At 73.4% G+C, this 17,262-nt stretch carries 15 protein-coding genes and 1 pseudogene; 10 read left to right on the forward strand and 6 right to left on the reverse strand.

The window, feature by feature from the left end; translation table 11 throughout:
- Positions 1–46: 46 nt before the first annotated feature.
- Both ACFPLC_RS33005 and ACFPLC_RS33010 read right to left on the reverse strand, forming a co-directional pair.
- Positions 47–286 carry a hypothetical protein gene (locus tag ACFPLC_RS33005; protein WP_378207008.1) on the reverse strand — a complete coding sequence of 80 codons (240 nt, stop codon included), beginning with the start codon at positions 284–286 and terminating at the stop codon, positions 47–49.
- A 148-nt stretch (positions 287–434) separates the two neighbouring features.
- A complete protein-coding gene (locus ACFPLC_RS33010; protein ID WP_378207011.1) occupies positions 435–2,063 on the reverse strand; it encodes a DUF6345 domain-containing protein in 1,629 nt (542 codons plus the stop codon).
- Positions 2,064–2,208: 145 nt separating this feature from the next.
- Between ACFPLC_RS33010 and ACFPLC_RS33015 the strand changes: the two genes are divergently transcribed.
- The 3 genes from ACFPLC_RS33015 (at position 2,209) to ACFPLC_RS33025 (ending at position 4,815) form a co-directional block, all read left to right on the forward strand.
- Positions 2,209–2,361: a hypothetical protein gene (locus ACFPLC_RS33015; RefSeq protein WP_378236008.1), complete on the forward strand. Its 153-nt coding sequence runs from the start codon at positions 2,209–2,211 to the stop codon at positions 2,359–2,361.
- Between the two features lie 67 nt (positions 2,362–2,428).
- Positions 2,429–3,934, forward strand: a complete 1,506-nt coding sequence (locus ACFPLC_RS33020; protein ID WP_378207014.1) for a CehA/McbA family metallohydrolase — start codon at positions 2,429–2,431, stop codon at positions 3,932–3,934.
- A 65-nt stretch (positions 3,935–3,999) separates the two neighbouring features.
- Positions 4,000–4,815 (forward strand): hypothetical protein, encoded by an 816-nt coding sequence (locus tag ACFPLC_RS33025; RefSeq protein ID WP_417281635.1) that lies wholly within the window; start codon positions 4,000–4,002, stop codon positions 4,813–4,815.
- A 15-nt stretch (positions 4,816–4,830) separates the two neighbouring features.
- On the opposite strand, the gene ACFPLC_RS33030 is transcribed toward ACFPLC_RS33025, so the two are convergent.
- Positions 4,831–6,036 (reverse strand): MFS transporter, encoded by a 1,206-nt coding sequence (locus tag ACFPLC_RS33030; RefSeq protein ID WP_378207017.1) that lies wholly within the window; start codon positions 6,034–6,036, stop codon positions 4,831–4,833.
- A gap of 81 nt (positions 6,037–6,117) precedes the next feature.
- On the opposite strand from ACFPLC_RS33030, the gene pdxR reads away from it, so the two are divergent.
- Complete coding sequence (pdxR, locus tag ACFPLC_RS33035; protein WP_378207018.1) at positions 6,118–7,527, forward strand: MocR-like pyridoxine biosynthesis transcription factor PdxR; 1,410 nt, start codon at positions 6,118–6,120, stop codon at positions 7,525–7,527.
- A 15-nt stretch (positions 7,528–7,542) separates the two neighbouring features.
- On the opposite strand, the pseudogene ACFPLC_RS33040 reads toward pdxR, so the two are convergent.
- Positions 7,543–8,952 (reverse strand): annotated as a pseudogene (locus tag ACFPLC_RS33040) (MFS transporter).
- 58 nt (positions 8,953–9,010) lie between these two features.
- Positions 9,011–9,484: an SRPBCC family protein gene (locus tag ACFPLC_RS33045; RefSeq protein ID WP_378207021.1), complete on the reverse strand. Its 474-nt coding sequence runs from the start codon at positions 9,482–9,484 to the stop codon at positions 9,011–9,013.
- 161 nt (positions 9,485–9,645) lie between these two features.
- Here ACFPLC_RS33045 and ACFPLC_RS33050 point away from each other — a divergent pair, with 161 nt between their 5' ends.
- Together ACFPLC_RS33050 and ACFPLC_RS33055 are read left to right on the forward strand one after the other, a co-directional pair.
- A complete protein-coding gene (locus ACFPLC_RS33050) occupies positions 9,646–10,164 on the forward strand; it encodes a bifunctional nuclease family protein (protein ID WP_191306603.1) in 519 nt (172 codons plus the stop codon).
- A gap of 77 nt (positions 10,165–10,241) precedes the next feature.
- On the forward strand, positions 10,242–11,210 hold the full coding sequence (locus ACFPLC_RS33055; RefSeq protein ID WP_378207023.1) for a sigma-70 family RNA polymerase sigma factor: 969 nt from the start codon (positions 10,242–10,244) through the stop codon (positions 11,208–11,210).
- On the opposite strand, the gene ACFPLC_RS33060 is transcribed toward ACFPLC_RS33055, so the two are convergent.
- Complete coding sequence (locus ACFPLC_RS33060; RefSeq protein WP_378207025.1) at positions 11,174–11,653, reverse strand: DUF2087 domain-containing protein; 480 nt, start codon at positions 11,651–11,653, stop codon at positions 11,174–11,176. The genes ACFPLC_RS33055 and ACFPLC_RS33060 overlap by 37 nt on opposite strands.
- A gap of 68 nt (positions 11,654–11,721) precedes the next feature.
- Between ACFPLC_RS33060 and ACFPLC_RS33065 the strand changes: the two genes are divergently transcribed.
- The 4 genes from ACFPLC_RS33065 to ACFPLC_RS33080 are packed head-to-tail and all read left to right on the forward strand — an operon-like array spanning position 11,722 to position 17,257.
- Positions 11,722–13,362 (forward strand): fatty acyl-AMP ligase, encoded by a 1,641-nt coding sequence (locus ACFPLC_RS33065; RefSeq protein WP_378207028.1) that lies wholly within the window; start codon positions 11,722–11,724, stop codon positions 13,360–13,362.
- Positions 13,355–13,600: an acyl carrier protein gene (locus ACFPLC_RS33070; RefSeq protein WP_254896682.1), complete on the forward strand. Its 246-nt coding sequence runs from the start codon at positions 13,355–13,357 to the stop codon at positions 13,598–13,600. Before ACFPLC_RS33065 ends, ACFPLC_RS33070 begins: the two co-directional genes overlap by 8 nt.
- A 1-nt stretch (position 13,601) precedes the next feature.
- The gene (locus ACFPLC_RS33075; protein ID WP_378207031.1) at positions 13,602–13,919 is read left to right on the forward strand and encodes a hypothetical protein; all 318 of its coding nucleotides are present in this window, start codon (positions 13,602–13,604) and stop codon (positions 13,917–13,919) included.
- Complete coding sequence (locus ACFPLC_RS33080) at positions 13,919–17,257, forward strand: WXG100 family type VII secretion target (protein WP_378207034.1); 3,339 nt, start codon at positions 13,919–13,921, stop codon at positions 17,255–17,257. Before ACFPLC_RS33075 ends, ACFPLC_RS33080 begins: the two co-directional genes overlap by 1 nt.
- Positions 17,258–17,262 lie beyond the last annotated feature (5 nt).

A 17,262-nucleotide genomic window follows, 5' to 3' on the forward strand; every position in this document is an offset into this window, starting at 1 on the left:
ACAAAGCACGCGACGAACGAGCGAACGGCGGGTGGCGCGGAGGCGATCAGGATGCGAGCAAAATGCCAGAATCCAGGACCTGGCCCAGCTCGCGGCGCTCGGCGTCCGACAGCGGGACGGCGGCGACGTCGCTGCGGCCGCCGGGCCCGGGCGCGGTGGTGACCACCAGTACGGAACGCCCGTCCATTTCGCGCAACGTGACGCGGCCACCGCACGCAAGGTCGACGGTGACGCCGGGGCGGTCGCGATGCCTGCCCAGCCAGCGGCTGACGAAGTCGAAGGTCATCGCGGTCTCCCCTCGGTACGGCGCGCTCCCCCTGGAGCACAGGTGTCGCTCACTGATGCCCCGGATACCGGGGGTTTACACCCGTTCGAGCGAAACGGCGGGCCGGCACCCCCCGACGCGGTGCCGGCCCGGCCGCGATTTCCCCTGGTCAGCGCAGAGGTGCTTCCAGCACGTACCGCTTCGCGAGGCCTGCGCCGCAGTCGACTTCGACGGTCCGCCGGACGACCGGCGCGCCGACGTCGCCGCGCAGCGCGTAGCCGACCGCCGTCGAGTCCGGGATCGTGCGGACCTCGGCGGGCACCCGCCCGCCGGCGGACAGGCGGCGCAGCAGCCGCTGCAGCGGCGCGTCGAGCGCTTCCTCCACAGTGGACGGCTCACGGGCGGCTTCCCCGGCCGACGGCGGCGCGGCGGGCGCGCTTTCGCCGAGCCGTTCGACCTCGCGGGTGGCGTCGACGATCGTCGTCACCGTGCCGCCGCCGTCGATGCCGACCCGCACCTCGCCGAGGCCGGGTGTGACGACCGGTTGGCCGTCGACCAGCTGCGTGAACACCACGTGGGTCTCGCGCACCCGCGGGTCGGCGACGTCGTCGGCCGTGCCGCCCGCGTGGTACTGGTGGCGCACCTTGTCGGCGACCAGGTCGACGCGGTCGGCCAGACCGAACGTCTCGACGGCGTCCTGGGCGATCCGGACGGCTTCGTCCGCGCTCGGCGCGTCCCGGCCGGTGCCGTCGGCGTCGGCGAAGGTGATTTCGCGGACGCCGCGGTGGTCGACGCTCAGCCGCGGCCCGCCCTGGCCGTCGCCCAGCACGACGCCGTGCGGGCCCATCGCGTCGTCGGGCACCCCGCCGCCGAGCCGGACGCCGTAGTGGCCGGCCAGCTCGGCCAGCCGCGCGGGCGACAGCCGCGGCGGCGCGAACCGGGCGGCCTGCGCCCGGTCCGGCAGCTCCGGCCGCTGGTCCCGGATGCTCTTGGCGGCGTCGTACCAGGTCCACCACCACCAGTTTTTCGTCGCGGCGGCGGTCTGGAAGGCCCCCTCGTTCCACAGCCGGTCCTGCGCCTCGGCCTGCGTCGCCCCGCACGCGACGGCCGAGGGCGCCTGGTGGTGGTCGATGTCCCAGGACGCGTCCAGCCACGCCTTGCTGAACTTGTGCCCGTTGGCGTTCCACCTGTCGAAGAAGTAGGCGCCGTAGTGCGGGCTGTCGACGCTGGTCGTCTCGAAGCCGAAGATCATCCGCAGGCCCAGGTTGGCCACGTCCCACGTGCGGATCGGGCTGTTGCCGTCCCCGATGCGCAGCGAGAGGCAGGTCGAGAAGAACAGGTAGCGCGCGACCTCGTTGCCCAGCCGCATGTCGGCCGAGCTCGCCCAGGCCGACCCGCCCCAGGTGCCGCCCATCGGCATCCAGAAGACGCCGTTGCCGTCCATGGTCCCGTGTCCCGAGTGGTACTCGGCGACGCAGGCGTCGAAGCCGTAGGTGCCCTGCCAGTCGTCGTACTGTTCGCCGTAGATCCACGACAGCACGCCGCCGTCGGTGTACCAGAAGTTCGGGGTGGCGAACTGCTTGACGTAATTGTAGAAACCACCGGCGTCTTCGTGGGTGAAGGAAAGGTCGTTCATGCCGGGCGGGAAGTCCTCGATGGAGCAGACGCCGTACCGGTTCGCGCCCCGGTCGGCGGCGGCGCCGGTGCCGGCGGCGAACGGATCGGCCGAGGTCAGCGCCCGGGCGCCGGCGGGTGCGCCCGGTGGCGCGGTGACCATGCCGTTCTTGAGCAGTGCCATGATTCCTCCCCGTGGGTGGCAGAATGCAGCGATCGGACGGTAACCGTCACCGCGGTGAAAACGTTCGGATACCTCTTTTTGCCACGTCTTCAGTGCAATTTTTTCAGCGCTGCACCGATTCCGTGGCCCGTTTTTGCGCCGGCCCGTGAACCGGTCAGCGGCCACCGGCCACAGTGGACAGCTCGCCGGGAGGCGCGCGCCGGGCCGGCCGGGCCACGATGGCGGGATGAAACTGGCGCAGCCGGCCGCGACGGCACGTGACTTGTTCTCCGCCCGGATCTTGGCGAAACGCCGCTGATGCCGCCGAAAGTTCACCGCCGGTTCGTGGCCGCGTTCGCCCGGCGCGCCTAGCGTCCGATGCGGAGGTGCGCATGAACGACTTCAGCCGCCGGACGCTGCTGCGGGCCGGGGGGATCGCGGCGGCCGCGGGGATGCTGCCCGGCGTCGCGTTCGCCGATCAGCCGGGTGGTACGAGCCGGACGCAGACCGTCACGGGCACGCTGAAACCGGATGTGCCGGACTGGTACTACCTGCCCGTCGACGTCCCGCGCGGGGTGCGGCAGATCGACGTCGCCTACTCCTACGACAAGCCGCCGGTGCCCGCCGGAACGCGGGGGAACGCCTGCGACATCGGGATGTTCGGTCCGGAAGGCCACGAGCTGGGCAACGCGCGCGGCTTCCGCGGCTGGTCGGGTGGCTTCCGCGACCGGTTCTCGATCAGCGCGTCCGAGGCCACGCCCGGCTACCTCGCCGGCCCGATCGAGCCCGGCCGGTGGCACGTCGTCCTCGGTCCGTACACCGTCGCCCCGCAGGGGTTGAACTACCGGGTGGACATCACGCTCGCCTTCGGTCCCGAAGGCGCCCCCTTCGTCCCGAGCCCGACGCCGGAGACCGCGCCCGCCCGCGAGCGCGGCCGCGCCTGGTACCGCGGCGACAGCCACCTGCACACCGTCCACTCCGACGGCCGCCGCACGCCGGAGCAGCTCGTCGCCGACGCCCGCGCCGCCGGCCTGGACTTCATCGTCTCCACCGACCACAACACGTCCAGCTCGCAGCTGATCTGGGGCCACCACGCCACCGACGACCTGCTGATCCTCAACGGCGAAGAAGTGACGACCCGGTCCGGGCACTGGCCGGCGATCGGCCTGCCCGCCGGCACCTGGGTCGACTGGCGCTATCGCGCGGGCGACCCGCGGGACTTCCGGCGCTTCACCGACCAGGTGCACCGCGCCGGCGGCCTGGTCACCGCGGCGCACCCGTTCGCCACCTGCTTCGGGTGCACCTACGAATTCGCCCACGAGCTCGCCGACCTGGTCGAGGTTTGGAACGGCCCGTGGACCCAGGACGACGAGGCGAGCGTCGTCCACTGGGACGGGCTGCTGCGCGGCGGCCGGTTCGTCCCGGCGATCGGCGACTCCGACGCGCACCACCCGGACCAGCGCGTCGGCCTGCCGCACACGGTCGTGCTCGCCGACCGGCTGCGCCGCCGGGAGCTGCTGGCCGGGCTGAAGGCGGGCCGCTCGTGGCTGGCGGAGTCGGCGTCGGTCCAGCTGGACTTCACGGTCTCCGGCGGCGGCGCGAGCGCCGGCATCGGCGAACGGCTGGCCGCGGGCACCGGGACCCCGGTGACGGTCAAGGCGGTCGTCGCCGGGGTGCCGGGGACGACGGTGACGTTCCTCGACCAGCTCGGCCCGGAACGCACCGAGCCGATCGGCGACTCCGGCGCGGCGACGGTCACCTGGACGACCTACCCCCGCTACAGCCGGTGGGTGCGCGTCGAGGTCCGTCGCCCGTCCGGTGGCCCGAACACGACGGTGCCGAACGCCATGGTCGCCCTGTCCAATCCGATCTTCCTCGGCCCCGCCCACTGAACCCGCACGCGGGTCACCGCGTCCTCCTTTGGCAGACTGGTGCGAACGGGTGACGGGGAGGCAGGGTGCGCGGTTGTGGCCTGAAGCTGGCCATGGTCCTGGGGGCGGTCGTCGTGCTGGTCGCGGCGGTCGTCGTGGTGGTGGCGTACACGCGCGGCTCGGTCAAGACGCCGGGGTGCACGGTGGCGCTGCCGGGGGACGGCGCGACCGCCTACACGTTCACCCCGGAGCAGATGAACAACGCCGCGACGATCTCGGCCGTCGGCACCAAGATGGGGCTGCCCGCGCACGCGGCGACGGTCGCCCTGGCGACGGCGCTGCAGGAGTCGAAGCTGCGCAACCTCGAGGGCGGTGACCGCGACTCGGTCGGGCTGTTCCAGCAGCGGCCCAGCCAGGGCTGGGGCACGATCGCGCAGCTGCGCGACCCGGTCTACGCGGCGACGGAGTTCTACGAGAAGCTCGAGAAGCTGCCGAACTGGGAGACGCTGCCGATCACGGTGGCCGCGCAGGCGGTGCAGCGGTCGGGCGTCCCGGACGCGTACGCGCAGTGGGAGCCGCAGGGCCGCGCCATGGCGGCGGCGTTCAACGGCCAGTTCCCGGCCGCGCTGACCTGCCGCAACCTGACCCTGGCGGCCCCCGCGGACGTCGCCGGAGCGGCGTCGGCGGAGCTGGGCACGGCGGGGCTGAGCGGTCCCCATCCGGCGGCCCAGGGCTGGACGTACGCGACCTGGCTCGTCGGCCGCGCGGAGGCGCTGGGCGTGGACAAGGTGAGTTTCGCCGGCCGGACGTGGACGGCGGAATCGGGCGCCTGGGCGGACGACGCGGCCGCGGGCCAGGACCTTTCCCTGCACCAGACCGCGGCGGCCCAGGTCAGCGAGTAACCGGCGCCCTCGGGGTCAGCGGGTGGCGGCGGCCCAGCGGACCGCCGGGCCCATCGCCCAGCCCGCCGCCAGGAACACCGCGCCCAGCACGAGCCACCCCGCGAAGCCCCAGCCGATCACCACCGTGCTCAGCAGCACCGGGCCGATCGCTCGCGCCACCGAGATTCCGCTCCCGAAGAACCCCTGGTACTCGCCCTGCCGGCCCGCCGGGGCCAGCGCGAAGCCGATCTCCCACGAGCCCGCCGACTGCAGCATCTCCCCGAGCACCTGCACCAGCGCCCCGGCGACGAGCACCGCGAACGCGACCGGCGGCGACGTCCCCAACGCCGACAGCGCGAACGCCACGCAGGACGCCAGCAGCACCACCCCCGACCGGCGCACCATCCGCGCCGCCGAGTCCAGTGAGCTGAGCCGTCCGGCCACGCGGACCTGCAGGACCACCACCACGACCGTGTTCAGCACGAACAGCGCCGACACCGTCCAGCCCGGCGCCGCGGTGCGTTCGACGATCCACAGCGGGATCGCGACGCTCAGCAGCGGCATGCGCAGCAGCAGGATCGCGTTGAGCAGCGTCACCAGCGCGTACGGCCGGTCGCGCAGCACGGCCGACTTCGGTGCTCCCCGGTTCGCGGAAGTCCGCGGAACCGCCGGGAGCGCGTGAAGCAGCGCCGCCGTCAGGACGAACGCCGCCGCGTCGAGGACGAAGACCGTCAGGTACGCCGAAGCCGTGTCGGCCGAGAGCGCGAGGCCACCCAGTCCGGCGCCGACGGCCAGCCCCGCGTTGCCCGCGGACTGTAGGTGCGCCCGGACGCGCGTCCGCCGCTCCGGATCGGCGAGGGCGGCCAGCAGGGCCTGGCGGACGGCGGCCAGCCCGGTCTGGCAGCTGCCGTAGACGCACGCGGCCAGGATGAACGCCACCGGCGAGCGGACGACGAGGAACGCCAGGATCGACGTGGCCGTCGCCAGGGCCAGCAGCACGGCCGAGCCGCGGGCGCCGTGGCGGTCGGCCAGGTGCCCGAGCGGCACGCCCGCGACCGAGCCGACCGCCCAGCCGAGCGTGAGGCCGAGCCCGACCTGCGCCGGCGTGAGGCCGGCGATCCGCGTGAAGAACAGGACCGAGCACGTCAGGAACGCGCCGTCGCCGAGCGAGGCGACCAGCTGGGCGGCGGCGAGCAGCCGGGCCGCAGGCCGGGTCTTCGGACGTTCGAGAAGCGCTGTCATGGGAGAAACGGTAGGACGGAACTTGGCCCGATCCCAGATCCAATTCCAGCCAAAGAGATTGGGCCAATGTAGCCTCGCCGGATGGACTTCCACGTCAGCCTTGCCGGCCGCGGCGACCTCAGCGTCCGCATCTACCGCCAGCTGCGCGACGCGGTGCTGGACGGCAGGCTGCGCGCGGGGGAGCGGCTGCCGCCGACGCGGGAACTGGCCCGGCGCCTGGCCGTCTCGCGCAACACCGTCGCGGTCGCCTACGACCGCCTCACCGCCGACGGGTTCCTCACCGGCCGCGTCGGCGCCGGGACCTACGTCAGCGCGGAACTGCCGGCGCCGAAACCGCGCACGGCCCCGTCGGCGCGGGGGCCGCGGCCGAAGGCGGTGTGGCGATCGCTCCCGGCCCCGGCCGCCGCGGCACCCGACCCGCTGTTCGACTTCCGCGTCGGCATCCCCGACGCCACGCTGTTTCCATTGGACACCTGGCGGCGCCTGCTGGCCCGGGAACTGCGTGGCACCGCCCGATTCGCGCACTACGCCGAGCCCGGCGGCCACCCCGGGCTGCGCGCGGCGATCGCCCGGCACGTCGGCCTCTCCCGCTCGGTGCGCGCCGGCGCCGACGACGTGCTCGTCACCCAAGGCGCGCAGCAGGCCCTGGATCTGCTGTGCCGGGTGCTGCTCGAACCCGGCGACCGCGTCGCCGTCGAGGAGCCGGGGTACCGGATGGCCGGGCTGCTGTTCGCCTCGCACGGCGCCGAAGTCGTCGGCGTGCCGGTGGACGGCGAAGGCCTCGACGTCGCCGCGCTGCCGCCGCGCACGAAACTGGTGTACGTCACGCCTTCGCACCAGTTCCCGCTCGGCACGCCGATGTCCCTCGCCCGGCGCACGGCGTTGCTGGCGTGGGCGGAGCGGGCCGGCGCGGTCGTCGTCGAGGACGACTACGACAGTGAATTCCGGTTCTCCGACCGGCCACTGGAACCCCTGCAGAGCCTGGATCGCGACGGCCGGGTCGCGTACGTCGGCTCGTTCTCGAAGACGCTGCTTCCCATGCTGCGCCTGGGTTTCCTGATCGCCCCGGCCTCGCTGCGCGACGCGCTGCACCACGCCCGCCTGCTGTCGGGCTGGCACGGCGACCTGCCCGCGCAGGCCGCGTTGGCGGGGTTGATCGACGAAGGCCTGTTCGCCCGTCACCTCCGCCGCGCGACGAAGGTGTACGCGGACCGCCACGAGCGCATCACGACGACGTTGGAGCGGGTTTTCGCCGGCCGCCTCACCCCGGTGCCGTCGGCGGCGGGCCTGCACCTGTGCGCCATGGCCGACGACGAGACGGACCTGGAGCCGATCGCCGCCCGGGCGGCCGCGGCCGGGGCGGCGATCCAGACGCTTTCGGACCTGTGCGGCGGTTTCCCGCGCCAGGGCGTGGTCCTCGGCTACGGCTCCATCCCCTTGACGAGCATCGACGCCGGACTCGCGGCTCTCGACCGCGCCTGGGCCTCGTGAGTGGTAAGGCGGGTTCTAACCCGCCTTACCACTCACGACGGCTGCGGCAGGCTGCTCGACGTGGTGGTCGGTCCGCCGCCGCAGGGCGATCAGGATTCCGCCCGCGCAGGTGAGTGCCGCCGTGGTCAGGATCATCAGCCAGCCGCGGCGGAAATCGGGGAGGTCCGGCGTTCCCGCGAACACCGCGACCAGCACCGCCGTGCCCAGGACCGTGCCGACCTGCCGGGCCGTGTTCACCATCGACGAGCCCGCGCCCCAGCGGGACGGCGGGAGCACCGTGCCCACCACGCCCGACAGGCTCGGCATGATGAGCCCGACGCCGAGGCCGGTCAGCAGCTGGCCGGGCAGCATCGCCGCCGCGTAGTCCGGCGTCGATCCCATGCGCAGCAACCAGATCAGCGCCCCGGCCCCGAACGCGACGCCGCCGAGGGCGACCACCGGGCCGGGGCCGGAGCGGTGCACGAACCGGCCGCCGAGGATCGAGACTCCGACCACCACGAGCGGCCCCGGCGCCAGGGACAGCCCGGCCACCAGGATCGAGTCGTGCCAGAGCGAGGTCAGGAACAGCACGTTGCCGAACAGCATCGCCGCGAACCCGGCGGCGAACACCCCGGTCGTCAGGCAGGCCAGCCACAGCGTCGGGACGCGCAGCGCCGGCAGGTCCAGCACCGGCACCGGGTGCCGCGCCGAGCGCCACGGGACCCAGGCCAGCGCGACGGCGGCCACCGCGAACGCCAGCAGGACCGGCTGCGCACCCCAGCCCCGGTCGGACGCCTCGACCAGCGCGTACGCCAGCGCGCCGACACCCACCAGCAGCCCGGCGGCACCCAGGACGTCCGGGACGCCGGTCGAGGTGTCCCGCGACTCGCGCAGAACGCGCGGCCCGGCCAGCAGCGTCACCGCGCAGATCGGCAGGTTCACCAGGAACACCTAGCGCCAGGAGGCTTCGACGAGCAGGCCGCCGACCGGCGGGCCGAGGGCCGCGGCCGCCGCGCCCACCGACGCCCAGACCCCGACGGCCAGGGGCCGCCGGTGCGGCGGGAACGCCGTCAGCAGCAGCGCGAGCGACGTCGGCATGACGAGCGCGGCGCCGATCGCCTGCACCGCGCGGAAGGCGATCAGCACGCCGATCGAGGGCGCCGCCGCGCACGCCGCCGAGGCGAGGGTGAACACCGCGACGCCGGCGAGGAACAGCCGGCGCCGGCCGTAGCGGTCGGCCAGCCGCCCGGCCGGGGCCAGGCAGGCCGCGAACAGCACCGTGTAGCCGTTGAGCACCCACGAAAGCGTCGCGAGGCCGTCGCCGGGGAACGCGGCCCGGATGCCGGGGAAGGCGATCGTGACGATGAACGTGTCCAGGCTCGCGAGGAACGCGGCGGTCGACACGACGAGCAGCACGAGGCCGGGCTTCGGCGGGGGGTGGGTCATGGTCTTCCTAGGTTCGATAAAACAACCTAGCTGGACACATTGGGTTTCAACAAGAGACTCAGGCGGCCGCGCGCTCCGCGGCCCGGGCCTTCAGCGCCGCGAGCGTGTGCTCGATCGACTCGACGTTGTAGCCGGGGCGGTCGGCGCGGCCGGTGACGCGCGGCCCCATGAACTTCCGCACCACCCAGCTGCCGATCCGGTACCAGTTCTCGGTGACGACGCAGCCCTCCGCCGCCGGCGCCAGCACGTACTCCCACCGCGACACCCGCGAGCCGAGCGGCGTGCGCACGTCGAAGGCGAATCGGCGGTCCGGTTCGAAGGCGACCACCCGCACCCGCGTCCACCACTGCAGCTCGCCGTTGCGGTTGCGGCCGCGGAACCGCGCGCCGAGGGCCGGTCCGCCGCCGCCCAGCCAGCGGCCGCCGACGTTCTCCGGGCTCAGCTCGCCCATCCGCGGCAGGTCGGTGACCCACGACCACACCGTGCCCGGGTCGGCGGACACGGTCACCCTGCGCGAAATCGTCGGTTCCACGCCCCGACGGTGACAGCGCCCGGCGTGGCCGGGCAAGGCACCGGCGCGGACTCCGCAGCCGAGAAGAGCCGGTCCGGGAAATCTGGGCCGCCGGACCGGGTTGCGAACCCGCCGTTGTGGGTACTACGCGCGCGGAGGAGTCCCACGACACGGAGGGTGCGGTGGTCAGCGTGATCCCGATCGAAGTGGTGGGCATGGCCGTTCCGGTGCCCGGTGAGGCGCCCCTGATGTTGCTGCGCGAGCCCGAAGGGGCCCGTCGCTGGCTCGCGATCATGATCGGGTACGGCGAGGCCGAAGCCCTGGTGCGCGCGCGGGAACAGGTCGAGCAGCCGCGCCCGGGCACCATCGAGCTGCTCGGCGACGTGCTCGCCGCGTTCGGCCAGGGGCTCGCCGCGGTCGAGCTGACCGAGGTGCGGGACGGCATCTTCTACGCCGACCTCGTGCTCGCCTCGGGGACCCGCGTCTCGGCCCGCCCGAGCGACGCGGTCGCGCTCGGCCTGCGCCAGGGCGCGCCCATCCGCGTCGCCGAGGAGGTGCTGGACGTCGCGTCCGTGCAGCTCGAGGTCGAGCAGGAGACCGAAGGCCCGGCCGCCGACGTGCTCGACGCCGAGGCCGAGGTGGCCCGGTTCCGGGCCGAGCTCGACGACCTGCGGCCGGAGGACTTCGGCGACCTGGAGTAGAAAAGGTTCTCCCGCCGTCGATGAATCCCGGCGGCGGCGCCGGTACACCCACCGGGAGCCGGCCGGACGGGAGAACGATGCAGGACTTCGCGACGCGCACCGAACCGCACCGGCGTGAGCTGCTGGCGCACTGCTACCGCATGCTCGGCTCGGTCCACGAGGCCGAGGACCTGGTGCAGGAGACGCTGGTCCGCGCGTGGAAGGCGTGGGCGGGCTACGACCCCGCCCGCGCCTCGGTGCGCACCTGGCTCTACCGGATCGCCACCAACGCCTGCCTCACCGCGCTGGAGGGGCGGGCGCGGCGGCCGCTGCCCTCCGGGCTCGGCGGCCCGAGCGACGACCCGGGTGCGCCGCTGACGCCCTCGTTGGAAATCCCCTGGCTGCAGCCGTTCCCGGATGCCCGCCTCGACGACCCGGGCCTGCGCCTGGCCCGCCGCGGCACCCTCCGGCTGGCGCTGCTGGCGGCGATGCAGACCCTCCCGCCGAAGCAGCGCGCGGTGCTGATCCTGCGGGACGTCCTGGAGTTCAGCGCGGCGGAGGTGGCCGGCTTCCTCGACACGACCCCGGCCGCGGTCAACAGCGCCCTGCAGCGCGCCCGCGCGGGACTCGGCGGCCTGTCGGCGGACGAGGTGCCCGAACCGGACGACTCCGCGGTGGAAGCGGTCCTGGACCGGTACGTGCGCGCGTTCGAACGCGCCGACGTCACCGGGCTGGTCGAGCTGCTCACCGACGACGTCGTGATGGAGATGCCGCCGGTGCCGCTGTGGTTCCGCGGCCGCGACGACTACGGCCGGTTCCTGGAGCGCCTATTCGGCATGCGCGGCCCGGACTGGCGCATGACGCGCACGGCCGCCAATGGGCTGCCCGCGCTCGTGGCCTACTGCCGCGACGACGCCGGCGTGTTCCGGCTGCACACGCTGCAGGTGTTCACCGTGCGGGACGGTCAGGTCGCGCACAACGTCGTGTTCGCCGATCCGGGCGTGCTGGCGCTGTTCGACCTCCCGGCGACTCAGCCGGCGGCGCGGGCTTCCGACGGACGGCCGTAGGCGCCGCCGTCGTTGCTGCGCTGCAGCAGGCCTTCGTCGACGAGGTAGCGGCGCAGCGTCGCGTGGTCGTCGTGGACCATCGAGAGCTTCTCGCGGACGTCCTGCTCGGTGTAGAGCCGGCCGGGTTCGAAGCGCTCGGCGAGGTGGGCCAGCAGCAGCTGCCGCCGCTTGCCCGAGTGCGGGATCGAGACGAGCCGCCCGTGGCGGAAGAGCGCGTCGAGCGGATCGACCGGGGCTTTCGCGAGCGCGTCGCGGAACACCGACGGCACGGCCCGGTAGCGGCCACCGGCCTCGGTGACGAGTCCCGCGTCGACCAGCCGCTTGGCGAGCTTGGCCGGAGCTTGGGCCGCCTCGAGCCCGTCGGGGGCGGTGCAGATGCGGGCGAAGAGCTGCAGCCGGTCTTCGTCCGCGAGAGCGGAGACCAGCGCTTCCGGTACGGCCATGGTCTGCGACCGTACCCGGGCTCGCCCCGGGGGTGAACCTGGTTTCGGCGGCCCGGTAGGTTGCCGTCGTGCCTCGTCCGACCACGCCGGCGACCGTGCCCGAGGCCGTGCTGCGCACGTCGATCGTCGAGCGCCTGTTCGCCCGCGACGGCGACGAGCGGCCGCTGTTCACCCACCAGGACCACGTCCGCGGCGTGGAGCACACGCTGACGTGGGCGGAGTTCGCCGCCCGCGTCCGGGTGGTGGCGGGCGAACTGCGCCGGGTGGCCGCGCCGGGGGAGCGCGTCGCGATCCTCGCGGGCCAGGAACTGGCCTACCCGCTCGCGTTCTTCGGCGCGCTGGCCGCCGGGCTGATCGCCGTCCCGCTGATGGTGCCGGCGAACCGCGCGCAGGCGGACCGCCTCGCCGGTGTCCTGGCCGACGCGAGCGCGCGGGTGTGGCTGACGTCGTCGGCCGAGGCGGCGCGGCTGCCCGAGCACGAGCCCGTCGTGGTCGTCGACGAACTCACCGGGCCCGGCGCCGATCCGGTGCCGGCGACCCCGGACAGCCCCGCGTACCTGCAGTACACGTCGGGTTCGACGCGCGAGCCCGCCGGTGCGGTGATTCCGCACCGCGCGATCGTCGCCGCCTGCTGGCAGGGCAGCCTCGCCTACGGTGTCGACGAGGGCACCACCTGCGCCGGCTGGATCCCCTTCTTCCACGACATGGGCCTGATCCAGCTGCTCTGCCTGCCGGTCTTCTCCGGCGGCCGATCGGTGTTCATGGCCCCGGCCGAGTTCGTGCACCGGCCGGCGCGGTGGCTGCGGCAGCTGGCGGAGTACCCCGCGGTGTTCACCGCCGCGCCGAACTTCGCCTACGACCTCGCCGCCGACAGCGACACCGGCGAAGACCTCGACCTGAGCGGAGTCCGGGTCGCGCTGAACGGCAGCGAACCGGTCCGGCCGCGCACGATCGAGCGGTTCCAGGAGGTGTTCGGGCCACGCGGGTTCCGGCGGGAGGCGCAGCGGCCGTCGTACGGGCTCGCCGAAGCCACCGTGTACGTCGCGAGCGCCGGCGAGGAAGGGCCGCGCGGCGCGGTGTTCGACCGCGAAGCCCTCGCGCAGGGCCGGGCCGTCGAAACCGACGGCGGCCAGGAACTCGTGTCGGTCGGGCGTCCCGTCGGCCAGCTCGTCCGGATCGTCCAGGACGGCCGGGAGCAGCCCGAAGGCCTGGTCGGCGAGATCTGGGTGCACGGGGAGAACGTCGCGGACGGCTACTGGGGCCGCGGCGACGCAGGAGCGTTCGGCGCGGAGCTCGACGGCCTCGGCGGCTGGCTGCGCACCGGCGATCTCGGCGTCGTGCACCGCGGCGACCTGTACGTCACCGGACGGCTCAAGGACCTCATCGTCATCGACGGCCGCAACTTCCACCCGCAGGACATCGAAGCGGCGGCGGGGGAGGCCCACCCGGCGATCCGCCGCGACCGGGTCGCCGCGTTCGGCGTGGCCGACGACGACGGCGAGGGCGCGGTCGTGGTGGCCGAGCGGGTCCGCGGCGCCGAAGCCGACGACCGGGAGGTGACCCGGGCGGTGCTGCGCGCGGTGTCGCGCGAACACGGCCTCACGCTGCGCGCGGTACGTCTGGTCCCTTCCGGTGGCCTTCCGCGCACATCGAGCGGCAAGGTCGCCCGGTCGGCCGCGAAAGCACGTTATGGTGGCGACCGTGGGTGATCACCGCGCCGAGGTCACGAAGGTCGTCTGCGACACCTTCCGGCTCGACCCGGCTCTCGTCGAGCCCGATGCGCCCTTGGAGGAGCTGGGCATCGACTCGAAGGGGCGGATCAAGCTGCTGGCGGCGCTGGAGATCTATTACGGCGTGACGATCGACCTGGACCGGCTCGACCGGTTCACCGACGTGGGGTCCGTGGCCGAAGTGCTCGCGGACGCACTGAGAGGCAAGGGGCGCTGACATGAGCGGCGGGGGATACACCGCGACGACCGAGGCGTTATCGGCGGCGTCCAAGACCATCGGGGACCTGGCGGAGCACCTGCTGGACGACAACCCGGATCTGCAGACGGCGCAGGTGACGGCGGAGAAGTTCGGCCGGGCGCACGGCGCGCACGCGGCCAAGTACACCGCGGGCGCGCAGGCGTTGTGGGCCGCGGTTTCCGGCTACAGCAGCACTCTCGGTTCGTTCGGCACCAACCTCGGCACCGCCGGTTCCAGCTACAGCGCCAACGAGGACAACCAGGCGGGCGCGATCACGAACGCCGGGGGCTCGCTCTGATGGCCGAGAAGAAGAAGTGGTCCGACGTCAAGGCGATCCTCGACGACCCGAGCGTGCCGCCGGCGCAGAAGAGCGCGCTGATCAGCAGCTGGCTGCGGGAAAACCCGCCACCGCCGCCGTTCCTGGCCGACCAGGAGCCGGACGAGATCAAGCAGAAGCGGCAGGAAGCCGAGAAGTACGCGAACGCGTACAACGCCAACCCGCTGTTCGCCGGCCAGTCCGTCGATGAGGCTTACGACAAGGCGAAGCAGAGCGGCGACCAGAACAGCTACAACGAAGACCAGGAGAAGAAAGCCGTCGACGACGGCAAGAAGAAGCTCGACGAGACCCAGCCGCCGTCGGCCGAGAGCAGCGGCGGGACCAAGACCTCCGACGAGATCTTCGACGCGGCCGCGCCCGCGCTGAAGGTGTTCGAGACGTTCGGGTCGCTGCTCGCGAAGATCCCGGCCGACTGCCGCGGCAACACCCGCGCGCTCGACCTGGACAAGGACATCCGCACGCCGTTCGACGAGCAGCGCGGGATCAGCTTCGCGGACTTCGTCGCCGACGCGGGGCACTTCAAGCGCGGCTCGGAGACGGTGGACCGGACGCTCCAGGACACCGGCTCGCAGCTGGGCACCCTGTTCGGCAGCTGGAGCGGCGCGGGAGCCGATGCCGCGTCGGACACCTACAACGACAAGATCCAGCCGAAGGCGGCGAAGCTGTCCCAGACGCTCGGCACCGCGAGCGAGGCCACGCTGAACACGGCCACCACGGTGTTCCAGCTGTGCAAGGGCAAGGCCGACGCGGTCATCGGGATGTACACCGATCTGGTCGGCAAGGCCGACTACACGATGGCGCAGAAGGTCGTCGCCGTCGCCAACGGCGAACACGGGAACGAGCAGGACCTGGCCCAGATCGCGGGCTGGATGGACCTCAACTTCGGGACGAACCTGGTCAAGACGCTCAACGACCAGGGCTGCTGCGACGGCGACGAGATCAAGAAGCACGGCCAGGACCTGGCCAAGCAGTGGGTGCAGAACCAGTTCAACCCGGACATGTGGGACCGGCTGTACCAGGGGTTCGTGAAGACCTGCAAGGACACGAAGGACCTGGTCGACCAGGCGTACGACGCGCTCGACAAGGTGATGGGCGGGATCCGGAACGAGTTCGAGGGCGTTTCGCTGCCGGGTGGGCCGGGTTCTGGTTCCGGTGGCGCCGGTACGGCTGGCGGTGCGGGCGGCGGTCCTGCTGGTTCGGGTTCCGGCGGGGCCGGTACGGCTGGGGGTGCGGGCGGTGGCCCCGGTGGTTCGGGCACCGGGGCGGGCTCGGGCTCCGGTGGGTTCGGCAGCGGTGGCGGCTCGGGTGGGGCCGGGAGCAGTGGGTCGGGTTCGGGCGGTGCCGGGTCCGGTGGTGCCGGTGGGCCGGTGCCGTCGATTCCCGAGACGAGTTCGGGGGCCGGTGCGTCCGCCGGGGGTTCCGGTGGCGGCTCGGGTGCCGGGTCCGGTGGGCCGGTGCCGTCGATTCCCGAGACGGATGCGGGGGCCGGTGCGCCCGGCGGGGGCTCGGGGACCGACCTGCCGAGCGGTGCGGGGTCCGGCAGCGGTTCGGGTGTGGGTTCGGGTGGGGGCGGCTCGGTGCCGCCGATCCCGGACGGGTCCACGCCGTCCGGTGGTGGCGCCACGGGCGGTGGCTCGGGCTCGTCGGGCCAGGACGACGGCGCGGCCGCGGCCGAAGCGGCCAAGCAGCAGGCGGCGCAGGCCGCCGAAGAGGCCAAGCAGAAGGCCGCGGCGGCGTTGAACGAGTTCAGCGGCCCGGGCATCCAGACCGATTCCGGAGCCGGAGCCGGCCTCGGTTCGGGCGGCGGCGCGGGTTCGGGGAGCGGTCCGGGATCCGACGGCACGACACCGTCTTCGGTGCCGCCGCCGTCCGACAGCGGCCAGGACGCGGCGGCCGCGGCTGCCGAAGCGGCCAAGAAGAAGGCTGCGGACGCGTTGAAGGAGTTCAGCGGTCCGGGTATCGAGACGGAGTCCGGTGACAGCGCCGGAGGGGGTTCGGGCTCTGGCTCGGGCTCCGGTTCGGGTGACGACGGCAAGGCCGCGGCCGAGCAGGCGGCGGAGGAGGCGAAGAAGAAGGCTGCGGATGCGCTGAAGGAGTTCAGCGGTCCGGGTATCGAGACGGAGTCCGGTGACAGCGCCGGAGGGGGTTCGGGCTCTGGCTCGGACTCCGGTTCGGGTGACGATGGCAAGGCCGCGGCCGAGCAGGCGGCGGAGGAGGCGAAGAAGAAGGCTGCGGATGCGCTGAAGGAGTTCAGCGGTCCGGGTATCGAGACGGAGTCCGGCGACGGCGCCGGAGAGGCCTCGGGCAAGCCCGACGGCCTCCTCGGCGACGACCAGGGCGACGACGAGCCGGACGTCCTGAAGGTCAAGCAGGGCGACAAGACCTTCGAGATGACCGAGCCGGACCACGACGGCAAGATGGACATCAAGGTCGGCGACGGACCGGGCGCCCCGAAGGACTTCAAGCTCAACTGGTCCGAAGCCAAGCCCGGCGACAGTCCACAAGGGACGGACCCGGACACGTACCGCCCCGGCACCGACGGCAAGATCCACATCCGCGACGGCGACCTCGAGATCACCGCGGAGCGCCCCGACGGCCCGGACGGCCCGACGGTGGTGACCGTCGACGACGGCAAGGGCACCCCGACGACCTACACGCTGGGCGAGGACGACAAGCCGGCGAGCGCCCTCGGCGACACACCGGCGAAGCAGGTCGACGACCTCCCCACCCACCGGGGAACCCTCGAAGACCTCGCCCAGCACCCCGGCGGCGACAGCTCGCACCCCAGCGGCGACGGCTCGCACCACGGCCCCGGCGACGGTTCGCCCAGCAGCAGCTCCAAGCACGATGGCGACGGCGGCTCGCACCACGCCGGCGACAGCTCGCCCGGCAGCGGCTCCGGCCACACGGGCGGCGGCAGCGGCTCCCACCCCGCAGGCATCGGCGGCGCCCACGCCGCCTCCGGCTTCTCGGGCGCCGGCTTCGACCCGTCCGGCGCCGGGCTCGGCGAATCGCCCGTCTCCGGCGGTGCCCACACCGGCGCCGGTCCCGTCCAGCCGCAGCCCGCGTTCGCGTCGGCGGCCGGCGGCCCGTCCGGACCCACCGGGGCGGCCGGCTCGTCGATGTCCGGGATGCCCGGCATGGGCGCCATGGGCGGGGCCCAGGGCGGTGGCGGCGACACCGAACGCCGTGCCCCCGCCTACCGCATCGAAGGCGCCGTCTTCGACAACCTCGGCGAGCCCGGCCGGCGGATCATCGGCTCCCTCGACGACGAAGACCCGCCGTCTCGGACCTGGTAGGAGGA

The organism is Amycolatopsis plumensis (genome assembly GCF_042652605.1).
GTDB classification, from domain to species: Bacteria; Actinomycetota; Actinomycetes; order Mycobacteriales; family Pseudonocardiaceae; genus Amycolatopsis; species Amycolatopsis plumensis.

Coding starts and splice junctions, on each gene's coding strand:
- ACFPLC_RS33060 (WP_378207025.1), bottom strand. CDS start 11,653: ATGGCCGTACCGGAAGCGCTGGTCTCCGCTCTCGCGGACGAAGACCGG.
- ACFPLC_RS33030 (WP_378207017.1), bottom strand. CDS start 6,036: ATGACAGCGCTTCTCGAACGTCCGAAGACCCGGCCTGCGGCCCGGCTG.
- ACFPLC_RS33005 (WP_378207008.1), bottom strand. CDS start 286: ATGACCTTCGACTTCGTCAGCCGCTGGCTGGGCAGGCATCGCGACCGC.
- ACFPLC_RS33055 (WP_378207023.1), top strand. CDS start 10,242: ATGCAGGACTTCGCGACGCGCACCGAACCGCACCGGCGTGAGCTGCTG.
- pdxR (WP_378207018.1), top strand. CDS start 6,118: ATGGACTTCCACGTCAGCCTTGCCGGCCGCGGCGACCTCAGCGTCCGC.
- ACFPLC_RS33010 (WP_378207011.1), bottom strand. CDS start 2,063: ATGGCACTGCTCAAGAACGGCATGGTCACCGCGCCACCGGGCGCACCC.
- ACFPLC_RS33080 (WP_378207034.1), top strand. CDS start 13,919: ATGGCCGAGAAGAAGAAGTGGTCCGACGTCAAGGCGATCCTCGACGAC.
- ACFPLC_RS33075 (WP_378207031.1), top strand. CDS start 13,602: ATGAGCGGCGGGGGATACACCGCGACGACCGAGGCGTTATCGGCGGCG.